16 protein-coding genes are annotated in these 19400 nt (G+C 50.4%); 11 read left to right on the top strand and 5 right to left on the bottom strand.

Annotated features, from left to right (window positions below):
* Positions 1 to 27 precede the first annotated feature (27 nt).
* The 3 genes from AC5JO6_RS18440 to AC5JO6_RS18430 all read left to right on the top strand — a co-directional run bounded on the left by AC5JO6_RS18440 (position 28) and on the right by AC5JO6_RS18430 (position 767).
* Complete coding sequence (locus tag AC5JO6_RS18440) at positions 28 to 231, top strand: type II toxin-antitoxin system HicA family toxin (RefSeq protein ID WP_496082526.1); 204 nt, start codon at positions 28 to 30, stop codon at positions 229 to 231.
* Positions 197 to 457 carry a type II toxin-antitoxin system HicB family antitoxin gene (locus tag AC5JO6_RS18435; protein ID WP_496082525.1) on the top strand — a complete coding sequence of 87 codons (261 nt, stop codon included), beginning with the start codon at positions 197 to 199 and terminating at the stop codon, positions 455 to 457. Before AC5JO6_RS18440 ends, AC5JO6_RS18435 begins: the two co-directional genes overlap by 35 nt.
* Before the next feature lie 124 nt (positions 458 to 581).
* Complete coding sequence (locus AC5JO6_RS18430; RefSeq protein WP_496082524.1) at positions 582 to 767, top strand: transposase; 186 nt, start codon at positions 582 to 584, stop codon at positions 765 to 767.
* 154 nt (positions 768 to 921) lie between these two features.
* Here the strand turns inward: AC5JO6_RS18430 and AC5JO6_RS18425 are convergent, their stop codons facing one another.
* The 4 genes from AC5JO6_RS18425 to AC5JO6_RS18410 form a co-directional block, all read right to left on the bottom strand.
* Complete coding sequence (locus AC5JO6_RS18425; RefSeq protein ID WP_496082523.1) at positions 922 to 2040, bottom strand: hypothetical protein; 1119 nt, start codon at positions 2038 to 2040, stop codon at positions 922 to 924.
* A 209-nt stretch (positions 2041 to 2249) separates the two neighbouring features.
* Positions 2250 to 4220 (bottom strand): glycoside hydrolase family 10-like protein, encoded by a 1971-nt coding sequence (locus AC5JO6_RS18420; protein WP_496082522.1) that lies wholly within the window; start codon positions 4218 to 4220, stop codon positions 2250 to 2252.
* A gap of 181 nt (positions 4221 to 4401) precedes the next feature.
* Positions 4402 to 5130, bottom strand: coding sequence for a deoxyribonuclease V (nfi, locus tag AC5JO6_RS18415; RefSeq protein WP_496082521.1), 729 nt, complete (start codon positions 5128 to 5130; stop codon positions 4402 to 4404).
* A 156-nt stretch (positions 5131 to 5286) separates the two neighbouring features.
* On the bottom strand, positions 5287 to 5757 hold the full coding sequence (locus AC5JO6_RS18410) for a DUF2141 domain-containing protein (RefSeq protein ID WP_496082520.1): 471 nt from the start codon (positions 5755 to 5757) through the stop codon (positions 5287 to 5289).
* 484 nt (positions 5758 to 6241) lie between these two features.
* Here AC5JO6_RS18410 and AC5JO6_RS18405 point away from each other — a divergent pair, with 484 nt between their 5' ends.
* A complete protein-coding gene (locus AC5JO6_RS18405) occupies positions 6242 to 7039 on the top strand; it encodes a LapA family protein (protein WP_496082519.1) in 798 nt (265 codons plus the stop codon).
* Positions 7040 to 7402: 363 nt separating this feature from the next.
* Positions 7403 to 8173 carry a beta-carotene ketolase CrtW gene (gene crtW / locus AC5JO6_RS18400; RefSeq protein WP_496082518.1) on the top strand — a complete coding sequence of 257 codons (771 nt, stop codon included), beginning with the start codon at positions 7403 to 7405 and terminating at the stop codon, positions 8171 to 8173.
* 65 nt (positions 8174 to 8238) lie between these two features.
* Here the strand turns inward: crtW and rpaB are convergent, their stop codons facing one another.
* Entirely contained in the window at positions 8239 to 8964 is a 726-nt protein-coding gene (gene rpaB / locus AC5JO6_RS18395; RefSeq protein ID WP_496082517.1) for a response regulator transcription factor RpaB, read from the bottom strand.
* Between the two features lie 670 nt (positions 8965 to 9634).
* Between rpaB and carB the strand changes: the two genes are divergently transcribed.
* The 6 genes from carB (at position 9635) to AC5JO6_RS18365 (ending at position 19366) form a co-directional block, all read left to right on the top strand.
* A complete protein-coding gene (gene carB / locus AC5JO6_RS18390) occupies positions 9635 to 12877 on the top strand; it encodes a carbamoyl-phosphate synthase large subunit (RefSeq protein ID WP_496082516.1) in 3243 nt (1080 codons plus the stop codon).
* A gap of 608 nt (positions 12878 to 13485) precedes the next feature.
* Positions 13486 to 14442: an RNA polymerase sigma factor, RpoD/SigA family gene (locus AC5JO6_RS18385; protein ID WP_496082515.1), complete on the top strand. Its 957-nt coding sequence runs from the start codon at positions 13486 to 13488 to the stop codon at positions 14440 to 14442.
* A gap of 174 nt (positions 14443 to 14616) precedes the next feature.
* A complete protein-coding gene (locus AC5JO6_RS18380; protein ID WP_496082514.1) occupies positions 14617 to 14961 on the top strand; it encodes a DUF760 domain-containing protein in 345 nt (114 codons plus the stop codon).
* Positions 14962 to 15087: 126 nt separating this feature from the next.
* Positions 15088 to 16278 (top strand): A/G-specific adenine glycosylase, encoded by a 1191-nt coding sequence (gene mutY / locus AC5JO6_RS18375; RefSeq protein ID WP_496082513.1) that lies wholly within the window; start codon positions 15088 to 15090, stop codon positions 16276 to 16278.
* A 413-nt stretch (positions 16279 to 16691) separates the two neighbouring features.
* Positions 16692 to 17975, top strand: coding sequence for a GTP cyclohydrolase II (locus tag AC5JO6_RS18370; protein WP_496082512.1), 1284 nt, complete (start codon positions 16692 to 16694; stop codon positions 17973 to 17975).
* A 140-nt stretch (positions 17976 to 18115) separates the two neighbouring features.
* Entirely contained in the window at positions 18116 to 19366 is a 1251-nt protein-coding gene (locus tag AC5JO6_RS18365; protein ID WP_496082804.1) for a URC4/urg3 family protein, read from the top strand.
* The last annotated feature ends 34 nt before the right edge of the window (positions 19367 to 19400 follow it).

The raw sequence follows: 19400 nt of genomic DNA, 5'->3' as shown, positions 1-19400 counted from the left end.
GTCGAAGCAAATTTTAATGATGTTTGTTTGCTGTTGGAAGCATTCGGCTTTGTTGAAAAGCGCTCTAAAGGCAGTCATCATACCTTTGAAGATGACCAGGGACAGGTTTTTACGATTCCCAAGAAGGGCGGCAAAAAAGTTAGACGAGTCTACATAAAGCGCATCGTTGAATTGCTCAATCTACAGCAGTGGCAGGATGAAAGCAGTGACCAATCAACAGACGACAACTGATCGAAACGCCTTAGCTTATTATCTGAAGCTAAGTTATCCCATCACACTCTATCCAGATGTTGAAGAGGGTGGTTATGTGGCTGAAATCAAAGATTTACCGGGATGCTTAACTCAAGGAGACACCTTAGAGGAAGCCGTTTCTAACATCAATGAAGCCCGCGAACTCTGGATTGAAACAGTGTACGAAAGTGGCAGAGAAATCCCTTTGCCGGGCACAGAAATGTAACCTTTTCCCGTTGTAAGCTAGTCGATTCCTTCTCAGGGGATGTTTGAGAAGTCAGGAAGGGCGTAAAAAAGCTCACTCAGTGTAGGCTGCGAATAGCAAATATCTACAGCCCTGAGTGAGCCAGATGAGTAAAGCAGATCCCAGTCACCGCACCCACGCCCAATACGAAGTTTTGAGTGCGTTACTTCCAGCAGCAAAACCCGGCGGTCGTCCTCGCAGCGTTGACTGGTGGGAAATCCTGAATGCCATGCTCTATGTTCTGGTTGAAGGCTGTCGCTGGCGTTCGCTACCCAGTGATTGCCCAGCCTGACAGACGATGTACACGTACTTCCGCAACTGGCGCTTGGATAGTTGGTGTAGTCCTCATTCGAATCCATCTCTCCTAATGCTGCTGAACTCCAGGCAATCCCTCGAAGGCGAGATAAGTTCCCTATACTTCATCTAATTAGGAAGAGTGGCGATCGCTAACCTAAGCTGATGCCCCATTTCTTCAGCAAAAGCCCCAAAACTTTTTGAAGCAATCCAAGCAAGGGAGCGAGTAATGGAGCAGGGACTGTTAGTAGATAACGGCGAAAAGTTTGGACATTAAAGGGCCATACAGGGAATTCGTCAGTCATTGTATAAACTGCACGTAACTCTCGAATTTTTTCGGTTCTTTTTTTAAGCGTCTCTGCATCTTCGGTCAAGCCAGTACGAATTTGCGAATAATCTGACTCAAATTGTCGGGCAATCTCATGTAAGAGATCTTCCTTGGCTTTTTCCATGCCTCTATGGGCGGTCAGTAACGGACCAAAAAAACACGTAATTGATAGAACAATGTATAGCAAAACCATAAGACCCAAGTACCAATAATCTTGTTTACTACCCTGTGTAATAATCTGGTATCCAACAATACCCGTCCAAACTCCTAAAATAGAGATCAGGTATGCCGTTTTGAGGGAGTAATCACTGAGAGAACGTAGTCCGCCAGAGCGATCGGGATGAAGCGGATTGACGTTAAGCTTCTTTTCTTTGAAGATTCTATGAAAAATCTGGATGTTATTGATGAGGTTGAGAATTAGCATACTGCCAACATAGACAACTATCAGGGTGGCAACCGAGATACTTAAGTTTGGTAGGTAACCTGAACCGCCCCAACTTTTTTCTAAATGAGTTTGAGCAGAAAACACGAAGGTGCTAAAACTAATACCACTAGCAAGCGCTAACAAAGAACGCCACTTCTGATGGTATAGAGTTGAGATTATCGGCTCTATCTCTAATTCGTCGATTTCTACTACATCAGACGTTTCGAGGTTTTGAATTACATTTCTAGTTGCCCGAAAACTCCACAGATAATATCCAAAAACAACTGGATTGATAACGATTGCAGCTATCCAGGGTACCCAATCTTGTAGTAATCCTACCTGTCCTGGTTTAGACCACAATGTATTGCTGAGTAATGCAGTGAGGAGAGAAAGCACAACAGAAACTGTAATTGACCACACTATAATACTGTTAGACGAGCAACGAAGCTTTTCAACCAGAAAATAGGCAACTGGGTCAGAACGGTAAAGACTTCGTTCTTTCAACAAGCTATTGTTCATTATCTTCAGAGATGATTGGATAATTAATGCAAAGATGTCTTGTGCAATTTAGGGTGAAATTAATGGCGACTCAATCAAACTGAAAAATTCAAGCTAATCGTCCCCTTTTTGGATGTTAGCTGGAATGTTTCGGGTTAACTCTCAGTTGCAGTAATAAAACGGGAGTTCCGCGAATAAAATTCTTTCTCCATGTCGAACGATCGCCCCTCTCACACCTTCACCACAACGCCTTTACTTTCTACGGTCGATCGTCCAACCGCACACAGAGCATACACCCCTGATGGAAGTGTTGCGGTTGTGGTTGCAGCGGGAAGAACCTGGCGAAGTGTCCAGATCTCGCCATTCTGTTGATAGAGCGTCCAGCAGCGAATGTCTTGAGGAGAGGCATTCCAGGTGAGTGTCCTATTATTAATGCGAATGCCTGTAGGAGTGGTGGGGGGAGCCGTGTTGAGCCAGGGCATGGCGGGTGGTAGAGACAGGTTGGCGTAGGTGGTGGTGCGGAAGCGATCGCCAATCCCTTGATGGTTTGCGGTGAGTGCTTTCGCGCTAAAAAACACATTGCCGAGTGCCAGTTGGGGTGTCAACTGACGAGTCAAATCAATCTGGGTCAGAATTTCGGATAGATCCCATTGGTTGCCGCCTAAAGCACCCAGATTGTTGCCAGGGTAGAGGTGCCGCTGTTTGGGGTTGTTGTCCGTCCACCAGCGCAGCAGAACGGGATAGCTTTGCGCCGTTGCATCAATGCGCCAGTAAAGCTGAGGCGAGAGGTAATCGACCCAGCCTTCCTGAAGCCATTTGAGAGAGTCGGCGTAAAGCTGGTTGTAGGCATCCAGTCCTTGTATTTGGGGCGGCTGACCGGGACGATAAATGCCAAAGGGACTGATGCCAAATTTGACGTGGGGTTTGGTAGCCCGAATGCCTGTGGCAAGGCGTTGAATCAGGCGATTTACATTATCGCGTCGCCAGTCTGCAAGAGCCAACGTACCGCCGCCTGCTTTGTACGCCTGATAGGTTTTGGCATCGGGGAAAGTTTGTCCAGCGATCGGATACGGGTAAAAGTAATCATCCAGGTGAATGCCGTCCACATCGTAACGACGCACCACGTCCAGAATGACATTTGCGGTGCGGTCTTGCACCACCTTTGCGCCCGGATCCATCCAAAGCTGTTTATCCCAACGATAGACCACTTCGGGATTCGCCACCGCGATATGGGGGCTAACATTGACGATGCGTTCAGAGGTGCGGGCGCGGTAGGGATTGAACCAGGCATGAAGTTCAATATTGCGCTGGTGAGCCTGGGCGATCGCAAACTCCAGCGGATCATAAAAGGGATCGGGTGGTTTGCCCTGAGTGCCCGTCAGCCAGAAACTCCAGGGTTCCAGCGACGATCGATACAATGCATCCCCTTCGGGACGCACCTGCAAGATCAGGGCATTCAGGTTCAATGCCTGCATGCGATCGAGAACGGCAATCAGTTCTGCCTGCTGCTGTTGAGTAGAGAGTCCGGCTTTGGAGGGAAAATCGCCGTTCCACACGCAGGCAACCCAGGCGGCGCGAAATTCTCGTGTATGCGACACGGCTACCGTTTGCACCCAACGTACGATCGCATTAGACGCGATCGCAGGCGCTTTCCCCAGGGCAGCCAGACATTGATAGACAAAGGCAGCAATTTCAGCACGAGTAGCGGGTTGCGTGGGTCGCAGTCGTCGTCGATCGGGGTGATTAACGACAATTTCGTTCGCGGTGGCAGTGGCGATCGCGGCGATCGCCCAACCCGCAATCTGAGCGCTGTCTTGATAAAGTTCTGCTAAAGGCACGGCAGATTCTGATAGCAAGCCCAAGCCACCCACGAGCGATGCCAGCGCCTGCACTCTAGGAGTATTCTCATTGGGACGAAACTGTTGTCCCGGATAGCCTGTTAAAAACCCACCTTCGTACGATCGGCGAATGGCACCTGCTGCCCAGTGCGTGGTCGGCACATCCACAAACGGCACGTAGGGACGGGTAGCAGCGGGGCTAAAGGCGGCTTGCAGCACAGAGGCAAATTCTGCCCGACTCATCGCCCGTTCGGGACGAAACGATCCATCCTCAAACCCACGCATGATATTGCGTTGCGCCAGTCCTTCAATAAAGGGACGCGCCCAATGAGTTTGAATATCGGGAAAATCAGAAGCGACCATGTGCAGCAACGTTTGAATTGATAATCATTGCTGATTAAAAGTGTGAAGCAGCAACATAGATCCCCGACTTCTTTGTGCAGTTTTGATTGTGGCTGAACCAAGCTTAGAAGTCGGGGATCTGGCAGAAACCAGACCTCTACTCAGCAATGTCATTATCCTCTAAACTCAAACTTCCCAAAATTTAGACATCAAAATCTAGAGACATTTGTTGCATCAGCGATGCATCGGGTGGAACGGGCTGATCGATCGCCGGACCGGATGCCAACTTATGAGCATGACGAGTCGTTTCGGGCAAGCGATATTTGGTGGTGCAGCGCATGACGTAGGCGATCGCCGTCTCCAAACTCACCCGATGTCCCGGTGAAATGTACAGCGGTTTGGTGCCGGGACGCGTTCTCAATGCCGCACCAATGGTTTCGCCTTTGTGGATAAGGGGTTGCCAACTGCCGCGATCGTCCCCCAGTTCGGCATGTTTACCAACGAGTAAGGATTTTGCCACGCCGATCGCGGGTACATTTGCTAAAAGTCCAATATGACAGGCAATCCCAAACCGACGTGGGTGAGCAATGCCCTGACCATCGCACAGCAGCAAATCGGGAACCACCGTGATTTTTTCTAATGCATCCAGCACCGCAGGCACTTCTCGAAAAGAAAGGAAACCAGGAATGTAGGGAAAGGTCGTGGGACGACGGGCGATCGCGCGATCCTCCAACTGCAAATTGTCCACGTTGAGTACGGCGATCGCGGCACGGGTAATCGTTCCCTCAGATTCAAAACCCACATCGACACCTGCCACATGGCGAATGGTATCGAAAGTATCGATCGTCACAATCTCCTTGCGGAGTTCTTGCTGAACGACAGTTGCCTCTTCTGCTGTGAGCACCCATTCGTGGCGGTGGATGATGTGCATGGGAGAAGAGGTGAGGAGTGAGGGGAGAGGAGTGAGGGGGAAGCAGGGGAGGCAGGGGAAGCGGAGGAAGCAAGGGAGGCAGAAGGGAGTCGGGAAAACTCATAACTTATAACTCATAACTCCCCTCTTCTCACCCCACACCCCACACCCCACACCCTACTTTGCCGGTGGATACTTCATCTTAATTTTGATGGTTTCTTCAGCACCTGCCAGAAGGAAGACGCAATCGCCATAGCGGGTCAGATCCTGACGAGTATTGGGATTGTTAGAAAACCCGTAGCCTTCGGTGGGGATACCAGTCGTGTTGCGATTGAGTGCGCGATCGCCGTTCGTATCTTGAAAAACCGCGATCGCATAGCTACCGGATGAAATGTCTTTCAGCGTGATTTTGAGCGGGTCTTCGACCACCTTAATGCAGCGTTTCATGATGGCGTTCTTATCGGTATTAGGAAAGCCAAAGCTTCTTGAAAACAGCTTGAAGCAGAGTTCACCTTTTTGAGTTTTGAAGCCATTAATTTCAACGATCAGTGTGCTTTTAAGTTCTGCTCTAGCGTTATCGATGATCGTCAGACTAGATAAGATTGCTAGGGCGATCGTACCGATTCTAACTGTTGTAAACTCAAGCATTCTGCGTCTCCTCATACCAATTAAACTGCTTGAATAGCAACGAAAAAGCGTTTGGGGGGTGTTGTGGCTCCTCAGTCTGCCTTCTCCTCAAAGTCTACCTATCAGGGTTAAGCTTTGAGATATTACCACTTTCAATCAGCACTCTCTTGACTATGACTCAAGGTGTTTTCAGCTATTAGAAACGAGTTGTTGTAAAGTAGCTAGTTGTGAAGGAGCCATCAGCTATAGCAGTCCCAAATCTGTTGTGAGCGGCACTCAATCATTGAGCGATCCGCGCTCAGCCACCAGCTTTTCTCTAACCGCTGATCGCTGATCGCTGATGGCTAAGAGCTGCTATCAATCTTGCTTCTCACGCTTCATTGAGGATCGCTATAGTTCACCATTGTAGGCTGGCAAGCTAATCTGTTAGCGTAGGAGTATCGCCCCAAAGCCGAACGTCCACAAAGATTACCAAAGTTAATACTCAACAACTGCCTCAGCGCTCATGCCTATCATCCGTCTGGTTCTGTTGCTTGGACTGGCTGGAGGCTTGTTCCTCCTCGTTCAGTTCAACTGGTCGCCCTTACAACTGACGTTTTTGGGTTTTCAAACGCCTGCATTGCCGCTGGCACTGTGGATTTTGGGCGCGATCGCGGCTGGCATCATCACCAATCTGCTCATTACCAGTTTGTTTGGCTTATCCAATTACTTTGCGGTGCGTGCAGCACGGTCTCAGTTTCGGCAAGCCTCTCGTCGGAGTGGTTTTCAAGCAACAACACCTTCGCCAGAGCCAACTCGCTCTTCTACGCGCCCATCAAATGCGAGAACAATAGACGACGACGCAGATTGGAACAACTGGGAGGGTTACGAAGAACCAGCAGCACGATCGTCCGGTGTTCGCTCGTCCGTCAATTCAGACCCCATTGATGATTGGGAAGCTGAACCTAGTGACGATTGGGAAACCGATAACCCGATCGACACGCCTGTGGATTCTCGGTCTGCCGGGTCGAGAGTTCGCACTAACTATGAAGCCGAACAAGAACCGAGAACGACTTCTCGTAACGGCTCTGTGTATTCCTACAGCTACCGCGAACCGCAAGATTCGGGTGTTGGCAAAGCCGAGTCCATTGTCGGCAAACCTGTTGTTGATGCCGACTATCGCGTCATTGTGCCACCGTTTCGTTCGCTTGATGAAGAACCTACAGACGAAGCACAAACCACTGCTGAGAGCGCCGATGATTGGTTTGAAGAGGGTAGCGATCGAGTTGAGGATGACAACACTCGCGATCGCTTTCGACCGTAGTCACTGATCAAAAAACACTGGTTGTGGAGCGTCTTGCACCTGACGATCGGCTCTGTATGCCTCAGTACAAAGCTAATCATCAGCTTGTCATCTTTTGGAGCCAAACGACGAGTGTCCTAAGCAGTCAGCCCTTGCGCTTTCTGACTCTGGCATCGATCTCGCTAACTTCTACCTAAAGGGGAGTTTTAATCTTCACGGAATTATTACAATTCTGTTACATTGTTCATGCGAATCCGTTTTGGCTCTGACTCGGTTCAGAGGCTTAACTCATGAGGAACGATCGTCTCCACTGCTAGCTGCTGACCTATGAGCTAAGCTCCCATCTCTCAAGCTAGCCCCTACAACAACGAGAAAACAGCCCTCATGCCTACCGCTTTGCCACTAAGTGGCGATCAACTTGCACCGACAGCATCACCTGTAATCGCTAGCTCTAGCCTGCCAGGGTTGCTTATCGCCAGTCTTATCATGGCAACTTGGGCAATTAGTCTAACGCTTTTACTTCACACCTCACCGAGCCAACAGCAACCTCTCTGGATGCTTCTGGCTGTGTGCTGGCAGACATTTCTCTATGCAGGCTTATTTATCACTGCTCATGATGCCATGCATGGAGTAGTTACGCCTCAGCATCCAACGCTCAATCGTTTTATTGGCTCGGCAGCGTTGCTGCTGTATGGTCTCTTTTCTTACAAGCAATTGTTCAAGGCTCACTGGCAACACCATCATCATCCTGCCAGTCCTTTGGATCCCGATTTTCATGATGGTAAGCACAAGAACCCGTTTGCCTGGTATTTTCGCTTTTTGCAGCGTTATTGGAGTTGGACACGTTTGTTAGCGCTGATCGTAGCGTTCCATATCATGCATCTGCTCTTACATGTACCGGAGTCAAACCTGGTGATGTTTTGGATTGTGCCTTCGTTGCTCAGTTCAGTGCAGCTTTTTTACTTTGGCACCTACTTACCGCACCGAGAGCCAGCAGGCGGTTACCAAAATGTTTTTCGTGCACAGAGTGTTCATCGCCCTGTGCTGTTATCGTTTTTGGCTTGCTACCACTTTGGCTATCATTGCGAACATCACGAGTATCCTCATGCTCCCTGGTGGCAATTGCCCACGATCGCCAAACGTGGTAGTGCGTAACTCAGAATCGGCGGTGGGATAAGGTAGTGTAATTTAATCAAAAGCTGGGCAAGACACTTAAACAATCAAGTATCAACGCGAGGAAAGATGTAACCTTTGCCACGCACGGTCACGATCGAATCAGCTTGCTCAGGTAGAGACTGAAGTTTTTCACGCAGGCGCGAGATATGTACGTCAACGATGCGGACATCTCCTAAATCTGGCTGAGTATAGCCCCACACTTTCTCCAAAATTTCAAGCCGGGAAATGCACACTCCTGACTGACTGACTAACAGTTTCAACATATTAAACTCCATGTCTGTTAGTCGAATAAGAACGTTATTCTTATAGACTTTTCTGGTGTGGGTTTCGATGCGTAAAGTGCCGACTTCAAGCACTCCAGAGGACGTAATGTCGCTACCTGGTTTATCAATGCGACGTAGAATACAACGAATGCGAGATTCTAATTCTTTCGGTGAAAACGGCTTCACCATATAGTCATCAGCACCTGCTTCTAAGCCTGTGATTCGGTCTGCCACACTTGCCAAAGCGGTTAATAAGATGATCGGGACATCTGACTCTTTTCGCAAAGTACGGCAAACGTCATAGCCATCAAGCTCAGGCATCATGACATCTAGAACAATGAGGTCGGGCGCTTGCTGATGAAAGCTGTTGAGCGCTTGTGCTCCGTCTGGTGCTGTTGAAACCATGTAGCCAGCCATCGAAAGTCGAGTTGCCAAAATCCGACGAATATTAGCGTCATCATCAACAACCAGAATTGTTTGCTTAGGGCGGTCTAAGCTATGCAACATTCGGTTCCCAGCGAGTTTTCAAAATCTAAGGAGCGGAAGAACGTCAATTTCTGTAATTTCTGCACGTTTTTCAGCTGACCAAAACCAATAATTTTAGTTAAAACAAAGCTCTTTTTCATCAAGTGACTGTTATCAGCCGTAAACAAGCTGTCCCATTGCTTATTCAAACATATAGCGATCCTCAATGAAGCGTGAGAAGCAACATGGCTGTCAGCTTTTAGCCATCAGCCATCAGTGATAAGAGAAAAGCTAATGGCTGACGGCTGACCGCTCAATGCTTCAGTGCCGCTCACAACCGATCTGGGAATGCTATGGCATTGGTTCGCGCTCACTACGCCTCAAATTCAGTCTGGCTTGCAGCGATCGCTCATCTAAAACGGTTCTGTCTCTAAGTATGACGGATCTTTGAGCAAGTCACCAGGAATGAAATAACTATTACGTTTGAGTTTTGAGGTGTGAATTGATTGTTGACACAACTTTTTAGAGCCGAAACGAGGTGTGCGGAGCGTTGCTGTGTTCAGCGATCGCCGTTGTGTCGTCAGCAGTGATGGGTACAACGGCAGCGCAGCGAATGCACATCACAAACCTTGGGATTGGAAAGAAGACTACCGTCTAAGTTGAAGAAACCCACTACAATAAGTGGGATTTTAGACCTCGACCCCACAACGCCATGCCACGTCGCAACGATCTCCACAAAATTCTGCTGATTGGCTCCGGTCCCATTGTGATTGGGCAAGCCTGCGAGTTTGACTACTCTGGCACCCAAGCTTGTAAAGCCTTACGGGATGAAGGCTACGAAGTGGTTTTGGTGAACTCCAATCCGGCAACGATCATGACTGACCCGGAAACCGCCGATCGCACCTACATTGAGCCGCTTACCCCCGAAGTTGTTGCCAAGATTATCGAAAAAGAGCGACCCGATGCGTTATTGCCGACGATGGGCGGACAGACCGCGCTAAACCTCGCCGTGTCGCTGGCAAAAAACGGCACACTCGAAAAGTACGGCGTGGAGTTGATTGGGGCAAAGCTGCCCGCGATCGAAATGGCAGAAGACCGCAAGCTGTTTAAAGAAGCAATGGAGCGCATTGGCGTTGGCGTTTGCCCCTCTGGGCTGGCAACGACGCTCGAAGAAGCACGTCAAATCGGTCATGAGATTGGCAGCTACCCGCTGATCATTCGTCCCGCCTACACGATGGGCGGTTCGGGTGGTGGCATTGCCTACAACCAGGAAGAATTTGAGGAAATCTCGCAGTCTGGATTAGAAGCTAGCCCGGTTTCCCAGATTTTGATCGAAAAATCGCTGTTGGGCTGGAAGGAATATGAACTCGAAGTCATGCGCGATCTCGCCGATAACGTGGTCATTATTTGCTCGATCGAAAACCTTGACCCCATGGGCGTTCACACGGGCGATTCGATTACCGTTGCGCCTGCCCAAACCCTCACAGATAAGGAATATCAGCGGTTACGGGATGCATCGATCAAAATTATCCGTGAAATTGGCGTGGAAACAGGTGGTTCCAACATCCAGTTTTCGGTCAATCCCAACAACGGTGATGTCGTAGTCATTGAGATGAATCCGCGCGTATCGCGCAGTTCAGCCCTGGCATCCAAGGCAACGGGCTTTCCGATCGCCAAAATGGCAGCCAAACTTGCGGTTGGTTACACCCTGGACGAGATCCCCAACGACATTACGAAAAAAACGCCTGCCAGTTTCGAGCCGACGATCGACTATGTTGTCACCAAAATTCCTCGCTTTGCTTTCGAGAAATTTCCGGGTTCTACAGCCACTCTTACCACTCAGATGAAGTCCGTCGGCGAGGCGATGGCGATTGGGCGTACCTTCCAGGAGTCGTTTCAAAAGGCACTGCGATCGATGGAAACAGGACGCGCGGGTTGGGGCTGCGATCGCAACGAGAAAGTGCCGAGCCTGGAGCAAATCCGCCCTGGCTTGCGGACTCCGAACCCAGAACGCATCTTCACCATCCATCATGCCTTTCAGATGGGTATGACCGTGGATGAAGTGTACGAACTGACCGCGATCGATCCCTGGTTTCTAGACAAGCTGTATGAACTGCTAGAAACCGAAAAGACGCTGAAACGAACAGCGTTAATCAGCCTTACCAAAGAACAAATGTTTGCCATTAAGCGGCAGGGCTTTAGCGATCGTCAACTCGCCTACGCCACCAAAACGACTGAAGATGAAGTCCGTACTTACCGCAAATCGCTCAACGTGATCCCCGTTTACAAAACGGTAGATACCTGCGCGGCTGAATTTGAAGCGCTCACCCCCTACTACTACTCCACCTACGAGGAGGGCGAGAACGAAATTTTGCCCTCTAACAAGCGCAAAGTGATGATTCTCGGTGGTGGTCCTAACCGGATTGGACAGGGCATTGAGTTCGATTACTGCTGCTGTCACACGTCCTTTGCCCTACGTGCAGATGGCTTCGAGACGATTATGGTCAACTCCAACCCCGAAACCGTCTCGACCGATTACGACACCAGCGATCGCCTCTACTTTGAGCCGCTTACCAAAGAAGATGTCCTCAACATCATCGAAGCCGAAAACCCTGAAGGTGTCATCATTCAGTTTGGTGGACAAACGCCACTGAAGCTTGCCGTGCCCTTACAAAAGTACCTCAACGGCGACACCTGCACTGTCTTAACCAAGATTTGGGGCACGTCACCGGATGCGATCGACACGGCTGAAGACCGGGAGCGCTTCGAGAAAATTCTGCGTGCCCTCGATATCAAGCAACCCGCGAATGGTCTCGCCCGCAGCTATGGCGAATCGCTAGAGATTGCCCGTCGTATCAGCTACCCCGTGGTCGTACGTCCCAGTTACGTGCTCGGTGGACGCGGCATGGAAATCGTTTATTCAGACGCTGAACTACAGCGTTACATGACCGCTGCCGTTCTCGTTGAGCCAGATCACCCGATTCTCATTGACAAATACCTGGAAAACGCGGTGGAAGTAGATGTAGACGCGATCGCTGATCAGGGTGGTAACGTCGTCATTGGCGGCATTATGGAGCACATTGAGGAAGCGGGCATTCACTCTGGCGACTCTGCCTGCTCTCTCCCCACCGTTTTCTTGAGCGAGACTGTCTTAGAGCAAATCCGCACGTGGACGGTGCAACTGGCAAAAGCGCTCAACGTCATTGGACTCATCAACATCCAGTACGCAGTGCAAGGCGAACAGGTGTACATTCTGGAAGCAAATCCCCGTGCCTCGCGCACCGTGCCGTTTGTGTCGAAGGCGATCGGTGTGCCGCTGGCAAAAATGGCAGCCCGCATTATGTCCGGCAAATCTTTGCAAGAGTTGGGCTACACGCAAGAGGTGATTCCCAAGCACATTGCAGTTAAAGAGGCTGTTCTACCGTTCGAGAAGTTTCCCGGTACCGATACCATTCTTGGTCCTGAAATGCGATCGACGGGCGAAGTCATGGGCATTGACGACACCTTTGGCACCGCCTTTGCAAAAGCAGAACTGGGTGCGGGACAACGTTTACCTCAGAGTGGCACAGTGTTTGTTTCTACGAGCGATCGCGATAAAGCTGCGGTCGTTCCTGTGGTGAAAGAGCTATTAGAGCTTGGTTTTCACATCGTCTCGACAGAAGGCACCCGCAAAGCACTACGCGAACAGGGTGTGACGGTCGAACTGGTGCTGAAACTCCACGAAGGTCGCCCTAATGTGATGGATGCAATCAAAAATGAGAAAATTCAGCTCATCATTAATACACCGTCCGGTGAAGAAGCCAAGGCAGACGGTCGGTTGATTCGTCGGACAGCGTTGTCTTACAAGATTCCGATCGTCACCACGATCGCAGGTGCAAAAGCAACCACAGCCGCAATTCGCTCACTCCAATCTCAACCGCTGTCAGTAAAAGCGCTACAGGACTACATTCACTAGCCAAGACTCGCCGCCAATAAAGAGTGCTCATCGCTCCGTGCCCGTTTTTTGTCCATACGCTTATGTCCAGCTATAGACATACCAATGTTAAGAAGTCTTAATCTTTCTTAACATTGGTTATGCTTAAGAGAAGCTAAATCTTTTTCTAGTCGTGTGTAATACAGATGCATTTTGTTTTGTGGGATGCATTTGTAAAGCGCAATCCTGGGTACTCTTATCTAACTCAGAGCTTCACACAGTCAACAGTCTTCCTCCTAGCCGCAAAAGGAATCTTCCCGCAGGTATATACGTCTTCTCTCATGAATGTTACATTTATTAATACGTTGCATCAGCAATTCTGATATCGAGTTCACGGCGAAGGGCTTGTTCATCCTGACAAGGCACTTGACAAAACAATTGATGCTGAAGCCCGTCCCAAGCTAACCGCTGCTTGAATGCTTTCCTCACTCCAAGACTATCTTCAGAATTCGCTCTTTGATGCTAAAGAGCCATCGCCATTCCCTTGCTGCTGAGACCGCTCAAAGCCCTACGTTCTTTCGACTCTGCCACATAGTCATCTCGGCTGCTAACTCCAGCCACCTGTCCACTGTCACCTTTCCAACAGCGCCATGAAGACCGCTCAAACCTCAACCGATTTAGTACGCGCTTACTTACGAGAAATTGGTCGTGTTCCTCTGCTGACTCATGAGCAAGAAATCCTTTATGGTAAGCAAGTTCAGCGTTTAGCCGTGCTATACGATGCAAAAGAGCTTCTGACGCAACAGTTAGAACACGAACCAACTCTAGCTGAGTGGACTCAGAAGGTCGAGCTTTCTGAAGCCGAACTGCAACAGGCGATCGCAGAGGGCGAAAACGCTAAGCGCAAAATGGTCGAAGCCAACTTGCGGCTGGTTGTCTCGGTAGCCAAAAAATATACCAAACGCAACGTTGATCTGTTGGATCTCATCCAGGAAGGCACGATCGGGATGCAGCGTGGCGTGGAAAAGTTTGATCCCACTAAAGGCTACCGTTTCTCCACCTACGCTTACTGGTGGATTCGTCAGGCAATTACCCGTGCGATCGCTGAGAAAGGACGCACGATTCGCCTACCTATCCACATTACCGAAAAGCTCAACAAAATCAAGAAGGCACAGCGTCAACTCTCACAGCAGTTGGGACGAGCCGCTACTGCGTCTGAACTTGCCAGCGAACTAGAGCTTACGCCTCGTCAAGTGCGCGAGTATCTAGAGCGATCGCGCCAGCCTCTCTCGCTTGACTTACGCGTGGGCGACAATCAAGATACCGAGTTAGGCGAACTGCTCGAAGACACAGGTGCTTCACCAGAAGATTTCGCTCTGCAATCGTCACTCCGCGCTGATTTAGAGGCGCTGATGGCAGATCTGACTCCTCAGCAGCGTGAGGTGTTAGCGCTACGTTTTGGACTGGAAGATGGGCAAGCGCTTACTCTGGCAAAGATTGGCGATCGCCTCAACATTAGCCGTGAACGCGTCCGCCAGATTGAACGCGAAGCACTGACTAAGCTGAGAAAACGCAAGGCGGCGATCGGCGAGTATTTAGCCAGTTAGTTGTTGGTTGTTGGTTGTTAGATAGACGAACCCTAACAACTAGCAGCTAACAACCAACAACTCTATGTGCGTTCATCCCCCAATCGTCGGTTCGGTTCTGCTCACTTCGGTTTTGCGTAAGCGCTGATACATTTGTTTATACAAACCCAAAGCAGTTTAGATCGAGGTTCCTACGTGAACAACATGTCAGATCGAATGCCAGAATTTTTAGGGAACGCTGAATCAGGTAATCAGTTTCTAAGCTACGTGCAATCGTTGAGTCCAGAAGCGATCGCGCAACTCTCCCGACCAGCCTCAGTGGATGTCTTTCAGGTGATGGAGCGCAACATTGTCGGTCTGCTAGGGGCGCTGCCTCCCGATAGTTTTAACGTGATGATCACCACTAGCCGCGAGGACTTAGGTCGTCTGTTAGCCTCTGCCATGATGAGCGGCTATTTTCTACACAATGCCGAGCAGCGGATGGCGTTTGAAAAGTCCTTGGCTTCTACCGCAGCGGATGCTTCTACCACGGAAGGATAGGGTTTAGGCTGAGGCTTCAAGCTCATCCGCCTGGAGCGATCGCTGCTCTGCGTTTGCAACCGTCCCAAGCTGCGATATATTGATGGGCTAAAGCTGAAAGCTCATGCTCAGTCTGTACTGACCATCATGCCGCGAACACCACCCAGCGCTTTGAAGACAGCAGTCGTAAAGCCTTTACAAACACAGTCACTACAAACTTTTTTAGACCGGGCAGACGATCGCGATCGTCTGCCCGGTTCTGTAATTGCCAGCCTCAGGCAGACTCTTTTGTCCTGGTATGGACAATTTGGGCGGGATTTGCCCTGGCGACAAAGCCGCGATCCCTATGTCATCTGGGTATCGGAGATTATGCTCCAGCAGACTCAGGTAAAAACGGTGCTTCCTTATTACCACCGTTGGCTAACGCTCTTTCCAACTATTGCAGCGCTGGCGATCGCCGAGCAGCAGCAGGTACTCAAAGCTTGGGAAGGCTTGGGTTACTACGCCCGCGCTCGTAACCTGCATCGTGCGGCTCAAGCCCTTATGTTGAACCATGATGGCATCTTTCCCGATCACTTAACTGCCGTCATGCAATTACCTGGCATTGGACGCACCACTGCTGGTGGCATTCTGAGTGCCGCGTTCAACCAACCGACGGCAATTCTGGATGGCAATGTAAAGCGTGTACTGGCACGTCTGATCGCCTTGCCAGTATCCCCAAAACGGGCGATCGCTGACCTCTGGCAACTTTCAGAAGCGCTTCTAGACGAACGACAGCCGCGTGATTTTAACCAGGCGATCATGGATCTGGGCGCGACGGTTTGTACGCCTCACCAACCGTTGTGTTTGAGCTGTCCGTGGAAAGAGCATTGTCGGGCTTACAATCAAGGCATTCAAACGGAACTGCCCATGTCTGAAACTCGTCCCCCTGTGCCTCACAAAAACATTGGTGTGGCTGTCATCTCGAACGATCAAGGACACATTTTGATCGATCGCCGTCGCCAGGAAGGTCTACTGGGTGGACTGTGGGAATTTCCCGGTGGCAAAGTCGAACCGGGCGAAACCGTCGAGGCTTGCATCCAACGAGAGATTCGTGAAGAGTTGGGCATTGAGATTGCGGTAGGCGATCGCCTGATTATTGTCGATCATGCCTACAGCCATTTTCGAGTGACATTAAACGTCCATCACTGTCAGCACCTTAGCGGTGAACCGCAGGCGATCGAGTGCGACGAAGTGCGCTGGGTAACGTTGACAGACATTGATCAATACCCATTTCCAAAAGCAAATGTGCAGATTATTGAGACGCTGAGAGAGAAAAGTATAAAGGCTAAGGGCTAAAGCTCTAAGCGGTCAGCAGTCAGCGGTCAGCATGAGTTATGGAATCGAAAGCTAAAGGCTGAAAGCTCCTCAAGGTTTCGCCACTTGAGACACTCTCTAAACTAAAGTCTTGCTAAAAGACTGAAGCAGTGAGCGGTCAGCATAAGTTTTAGAGCTGAAAGCTAAGGGCTGAAAGCTGAAAGCTCCTCAAGGTTTTGCCGCTTGAGGCACTCTCTAAATCAAAGCTCTACTGGTAGAATCGTAAACTCTGCTCGTTGTAAAGATCACACGCCGAGCAAGCGCGATCGCGCACTTTGGGGCTTTATAGCCATAGTGGTAGATCATGCGATCGTCGGACTCCAAGCAGCAAAGGGTTACAGAATCTACGGTTTAGGATTTGTTGCTTCTACTCTATTTCCTTACTGGGTGCCTCTATGTCGAGTGAAAAAACAGGGTCAAGCGAAAAAACAGGGTCTCAAGCGAAACACATTGTACTTACGTCTCATCCTGCCCGTTTTGGGGTCAAACCAATTTCGATTCAGTGGGGTGAAGCAGATCCGCTGGTGCGTGGAGCTATTGTTGGCACTCTGACAAACGCAGCCCAGCGTAATGTGATTGGCAGCCACTCTGGAGCGTATGGCGTTTATCGAGCGTTGGCAGTTGCCAGCGGTCAGTTGCAGTCTGATCACCGGGCAGATCTGACCAATACTTCCCCAGCAGCACTTCTGGGACCGCATCCCGCTTGGTCAGATCCAGAAAAAATTGTTTCGCTCGATCCTTTTGGCGCGATCGTTGGAGAAGTCTATCAGCCTCTATATGAGCAGGGCTACGATATCCGTCCGACGATCGCCATTACCAAAGCGCATATCAATATGCCGGAACTTCAGGAGGCGGCAGCAAAGGGTCGCCTCAAGATTGATGGCACCATTATGAAGGCGAATGGGGATCTGGTAGTCACGAAGGCAGCGATCGAGCCTGTCTGGTACTTACCAGGGCTTGCTAAACGGTTGGCAGTCAGTGAATCGACACTGCGACGGGCTTTGTTTGAGCAGACAGGTGGGATGTTTCCGGAGCTGGTAACGCGACCGGATTTACGCGTCTTTCTGCCGCCGATCGGGGGTATGACAGTCTACATCGTCGGTGATGTAGCTGCGATTACCGATCCCGATCGCGAGCTTGCGGTACGTATCCACGATGAGTGCAATGGCTCTGATGTGTTTGGGTCTGATATTTGTACCTGTCGCCCGTATCTGGTGCATGGCATTGAGGGCTGCATACAGACAGCGCAAGCAGGCGGAGCGGGTGTCATCGTCTATTTCCGCAAAGAAGGTCGAGCGCTGGGCGAAGTCACGAAGTTTTTGGTCTACAACGCCCGTAAACGGCAGGAAGGGGGCGATCGTGCGGATGCTTACTTTGCCCGGACAGAATGCGTTGCAGGCGTGCAGGACATGCGCTTCCAGGAACTCATGCCCGATGTGCTGCATTGGCTCGGCATCACTCGCATCGATCGCCTGATCTCCATGAGCAACATGAAATTTGATGCCATTACCAAGTCAGGGATTACTGTCGTCGAACGCGTTCCGATTCCTGCTGACTTGATCCCAGCCGATGCCCAGGTTGAAATTGAGGCGAAGAAAGCCGCCGGATACTATACCGAAGGACAAGTGCCGACCGAGGCGATTTTGGCAGCGGTTAAAGGTCGTGATCTGAGTGATTAGATGAGCGGTCGGCGACCAGCGGTCAGCGGTCAGCGGTCAGCGGTCAGCGATCAGCGGTCAGCGACGGGCGCAAGATCGACTTGATGGTCGGCTTTCAACAACCTGAGCTTATTTTTGCTAAGTGCTGAGTGGAGGGAATGATGACCGTTAAACCGCTGAATGCAGACGATGCTGCTGCGATCGCCTATCTCCGCTCTCCGATCGCCGTTCGGGAGCGTTGCGGACAACTGTTTGAGTTGGCGTGTGCCGACAAACTTCGTTACTTTCGCTGCGACCTGAGCCAGTTGGAGCGGGTCGCTGACTATGTGATTCAGATCACTCGTGAAAGTTACCCTGATTTGAATGTGCCGTTTCACAGCCGTTGGCGACATTTTGAAGCGGATGGACAGCCTCGACTGGTAAACCTTGAAGCAAAACTGGACGGCTTGACACCGCTAGAAAAAGCTCAGGCAAAGTTTGATCTAGCGATCGTCAGCGTGTTGCTGGATGCAGGTGCAGGCGATCGCTGGCAGTACATTGAACCCGAAACAGGACTTGTCTTACGTCGATCGGAAGGGTTGGCGATCGCCAGCTTTCATGCTTTCTGCCAGGGCATTTTTTCCAGCGATTCCCAAAAACCGTTACAGGCAGATGCGATCGGGCTGCAAACGCTCACTGAAGCTGCCTTGAGTGAAGCCTTTCAGGTCAGTTCAGAGAATCCCTTAATCGGCATTCAGGGGCGCTTACAACTGCTGCAACGGTTAGGAGAGACGCTCCAGCAGCATCCTACAGTCTTTGGCTCCCAGAGTCCCCGTTCTGGCTCCTTAATTAACTATTTGCTGGGACAGATCCGGCATGGACAGTTAGAAGCTAGTGCCGTTTTGAGTGCAGTGCTGTTTGGTTTCGGTGATATTTGGGCTGGAAGACTTACCGTTGCAGGGGTCAATCTCGGTGATGTTTGGGTTCATTCAGCATTACCGAACGATCGCCCGCATTCGCAACTGGTACCCTTTCACAAACTGTCGCAGTGGTTAACGTACTCTCTGCTGGAGCCACTGCAAGCACTGGGTTTAGAAATTACTGGGTTAGAGGCTCTTACAGGGTTGCCAGAATATCGCAATGGCGGTTTGTGTGTGGATTTGGGGCTGCTGCAAATTAAAGACCCGATCGTCTTACAACAGCCACAGTTGCCTGGTTCAGAGGCGATCGTGGAGTGGCGTGCGCTGACGGTCATTTTGCTCGATCGCATCGCCGAAACGATGCGACAGCAGCTCCACCTCACTGCAACTGATCTTCCCTTAGTCAAAATTCTGCAGGGTGGCACTTGGGCTGCTGGTCGTCGTATTGCCGCTGCTTTGCGCCCCAACGGCAGTCCACCGATTCAAATCGAGAGTGATGGCACCGTCTTTTAGTGTTGAGCGATCGAGACCGATAGAACCAATCCAA

Source organism: Tildeniella sp. (assembly GCF_059505325.1).
Note: the sequence above shows the minus strand (reverse complement) of the source record. Positions and strands in the feature narration are given on the sequence as shown.

What these genes read in the sequence shown, in the direction of transcription:
- AC5JO6_RS18435 (WP_496082525.1), top strand. Translation starts at nt 197, where the DNA reads ATGAAAGCAGTGACCAATCAACAGACGACAACTGATCGAAACGCCTTA.
- AC5JO6_RS18430 (WP_496082524.1), top strand. Translation starts at nt 582, where the DNA reads ATGAGTAAAGCAGATCCCAGTCACCGCACCCACGCCCAATACGAAGTT.
- AC5JO6_RS18425 (WP_496082523.1), bottom strand. Translation starts at nt 2,040, where the DNA reads ATGAACAATAGCTTGTTGAAAGAACGAAGTCTTTACCGTTCTGACCCA.
- AC5JO6_RS18420 (WP_496082522.1), bottom strand. Translation starts at nt 4,220, where the DNA reads ATGGTCGCTTCTGATTTTCCCGATATTCAAACTCATTGGGCGCGTCCC.
- nfi (WP_496082521.1), bottom strand. Translation starts at nt 5,130, where the DNA reads ATGCACATCATCCACCGCCACGAATGGGTGCTCACAGCAGAAGAGGCA.
- AC5JO6_RS18410 (WP_496082520.1), bottom strand. Translation starts at nt 5,757, where the DNA reads ATGCTTGAGTTTACAACAGTTAGAATCGGTACGATCGCCCTAGCAATC.
- AC5JO6_RS18405 (WP_496082519.1), top strand. Translation starts at nt 6,242, where the DNA reads ATGCCTATCATCCGTCTGGTTCTGTTGCTTGGACTGGCTGGAGGCTTG.
- crtW (WP_496082518.1), top strand. Translation starts at nt 7,403, where the DNA reads ATGCCTACCGCTTTGCCACTAAGTGGCGATCAACTTGCACCGACAGCA.
- rpaB (WP_496082517.1), bottom strand. Translation starts at nt 8,964, where the DNA reads ATGTTGCATAGCTTAGACCGCCCTAAGCAAACAATTCTGGTTGTTGAT.
- carB (WP_496082516.1), top strand. Translation starts at nt 9,635, where the DNA reads ATGCCACGTCGCAACGATCTCCACAAAATTCTGCTGATTGGCTCCGGT.
- AC5JO6_RS18385 (WP_496082515.1), top strand. Translation starts at nt 13,486, where the DNA reads ATGAAGACCGCTCAAACCTCAACCGATTTAGTACGCGCTTACTTACGA.
- mutY (WP_496082513.1), top strand. Translation starts at nt 15,088, where the DNA reads ATGCCGCGAACACCACCCAGCGCTTTGAAGACAGCAGTCGTAAAGCCT.
- AC5JO6_RS18370 (WP_496082512.1), top strand. Translation starts at nt 16,692, where the DNA reads ATGTCGAGTGAAAAAACAGGGTCAAGCGAAAAAACAGGGTCTCAAGCG.
- AC5JO6_RS18365 (WP_496082804.1), top strand. Translation starts at nt 18,116, where the DNA reads ATGACCGTTAAACCGCTGAATGCAGACGATGCTGCTGCGATCGCCTAT.